This is a genomic window from Parvibaculum sp. (genome assembly GCF_049672805.1).
Taxonomy (GTDB): Bacteria; Pseudomonadota; Alphaproteobacteria; order Parvibaculales; family Parvibaculaceae; genus Parvibaculum.
Genome location: NZ_JBATWS010000328.1, coordinates 1 through 2354, shown reverse-complemented (window position 1 = coordinate 2354; position 2354 = coordinate 1). Strand labels below are relative to the sequence as shown.

At 57.5% G+C, this 2354-nt stretch carries 2 protein-coding genes; one reads left to right on the top strand and one right to left on the bottom strand.

Annotation, left to right across the window (positions count from 1 at the left end; all coding sequences use genetic code 11):
* The coding region (locus WBF74_RS10400) for a hypothetical protein (protein ID WP_424439204.1) at positions 1-1238 on the top strand (1238 nt) is incomplete at its 5' end.
* A 5-nt stretch (positions 1239-1243) separates the two neighbouring features.
* Here the strand turns inward: WBF74_RS10400 and WBF74_RS10395 are convergent.
* The coding region (locus WBF74_RS10395) for a sensor histidine kinase (RefSeq protein WP_424439201.1) at positions 1244-2354 on the bottom strand (1111 nt) is incomplete at its 5' end.

Here is a 2354-nt window from a genome sequence, read left to right as displayed (position 1 = left end):
TCGAGTTCCGCGTGGGTGACGCCCGGCTTTTTGAGGGCGCAGGCCGCATCCGCCGGATTGAGCCGCATGGGCCGCGCACGCTTGTAGGGCTGGAATTTACCTCCGGCTATCTCGACATTCCGAACATCGTCAGCGAGCACGACAATCTCGTTCTGTCGCAGATGCTGAATGATCCGCATTTCGCCTCGTCGGAAGGCATCCTGCCGGAGTTCATGCAGCTCTGCACCGAGATCGTGAATCTCTTCCGCTCCTACAAGGATTTGCTGGAAACATATGAATCCCGGTTGCAGGCAAAGGGCGAGGAGAGGGAGCAGCTGCTTCTCGAAGCCCTCATCGCTTGCGAAGACAGGATGGTGCCGCAGTGGAAGGAACTGTGGTATCGCGGCAATGACATTCTGGAACCGGTCTGGAAAGACCCCGCAGTGCTCGCGCGTCACAAGCGTTATGCAGAACGTGTTCTGACGCCGGACTTCATGCCGGGCGCGGTGATGAAGCGTTGCTATGAAAAGCCGCTTGGATATCCCGGCGACTACCAGATCATGAATTATGTCTATGAGTGGCAGCGCGTGGGCAGCACGCCTTACGAAAAGCTGCTGCATCGCATCGGCATTGAAACCGGGGCATGTGTCGGCACGCGGCTGCGCATGACGCAGAAAATCATCGCGGACCGCATTGCAGAACAGCCCGGCGATACACCGCTCAATATTGCCAATCTCGGCTGCGGTTCGGCCTATGAGGTCTATGATTATCTGAAGATCGAAAAACTGCCCCGGCCGGTGAATTTCACGCTGATCGATCAGGATCATCGCGCGCTCACCCATGCCTATGAACATGCTTACCCGGAAGTCGTGCGCCATGCGGGCCGCGCAAAGGTGCAGTGCCTGCAGGCTTCTTTCGCACAGCTGCTCAAGGCAGGTGCCCTGTTTCGCGCGCTGCCGCCTCAGGATGTGATCTACAGCCTCGGTCTCTACGATTATCTTGCGTCACGCCGTGCCAAGGCGCTTACCCGCGACCTCTATGAGCAGGTAAAGCCGGGCGGCAAGCTCATCCTCGCCAATGTGAGAAAGGGCAGGGAAAGCTGTGAATGGCCGCTTGAATTCGTGACAGACTGGAGCCTGATCTATCGCACAGAGCAGGACATGCTCGACCTTCTCGAAGGTCTGGATGTGGAGAATGTCACTGTCGAGGTGGACTCGACCAAGTGCATCTATCTGATGGTGGCAGACAAGCCCGCCTGACCGGTCTATCCGACCTGCCAGGCAAGCTCACTGGATTCCGGCGCGACGAAGCGGCTTTTTGGAAAGGTCGCTCGGGCAGTCGTGCCGGTTCCAGAGCTGCTTTCCAGTTCAATCGTGCCGCCATGCAGGCTCATGATTTTGCGCACGAGGGGAAGGCCAAGGCCCGTTCCCTGCTGCGTGCGGGACATGGCGTCCTCCACCTGCACGAAAGGCTCGAAAATGCGCTGCATGTCGGCGCCCTTGATGCCGATGCCCGTATCCCGGACGCTGAGCACAAGATCCCCCTGATCGCTGAAACTCAGTTCCACGGAGACGCTGCCTCCTTCCGGTGTGAATTTCAGCGCGTTGGAAGTGAGGTTGATCGCCACCTGATTGAACAGGCGCGGATCGGCGATCAGCCACGGAATGTCATCGCGCACACGGAAAGTGAGGTCCACGCCAAGCTCTGACGCCCGCTGGCGGAACATGCGCATCGTGCGGTTGAGAGATTCGACCGGGTCGATTGGCTCTTCTTCCAGTTGCAGCTTGCCGGCCTCCGCCTTCGAGATATCGAGAATGTCGTTGATGATGCTCAAGAGGTGCGCGCCGCTCGCGCGGATGTCGGTTGCATAATCGACATATTTCGGCTGGCTGACCGGGCCGAACATCTGGCTCGAGATGATTTCCGAAAAGCCGATAATCGCGTTGAGGGGTGTGCGAAGCTCGTGGCTCATAATGGCGAGGAAGTCATTCTTCGCCCGGTTCGCCGCTTCCGAGCGGCTGAGCAGACGCTCCGACCGGCGCTGCTCTGCACGCAGCTTTTCATTGTCGACGAAACTCACCCGCAGTTTGTATTCCTGCACATAGTTCACGAACATGCTGACGCCGACACCAAACAACAGGAATACGTTGTTGTTGATAAGCATATTCGTCGGGATCGGATTTACGAAGATCGCTACATAGTCATAGAGCAGGCAGGTCAGACCGGACGAAAGAATGGCGTAATAGTAGCGGAACCTCCATAGGCAGTTCGCATAACTCAGAATGATGAGAATGCCTGCGTAATAAAGATAGCTGCCGGGTGCGTCTGCGACGGCAATCATTCCGACAACTGCAAGGCCGGGGATCACCATAGCC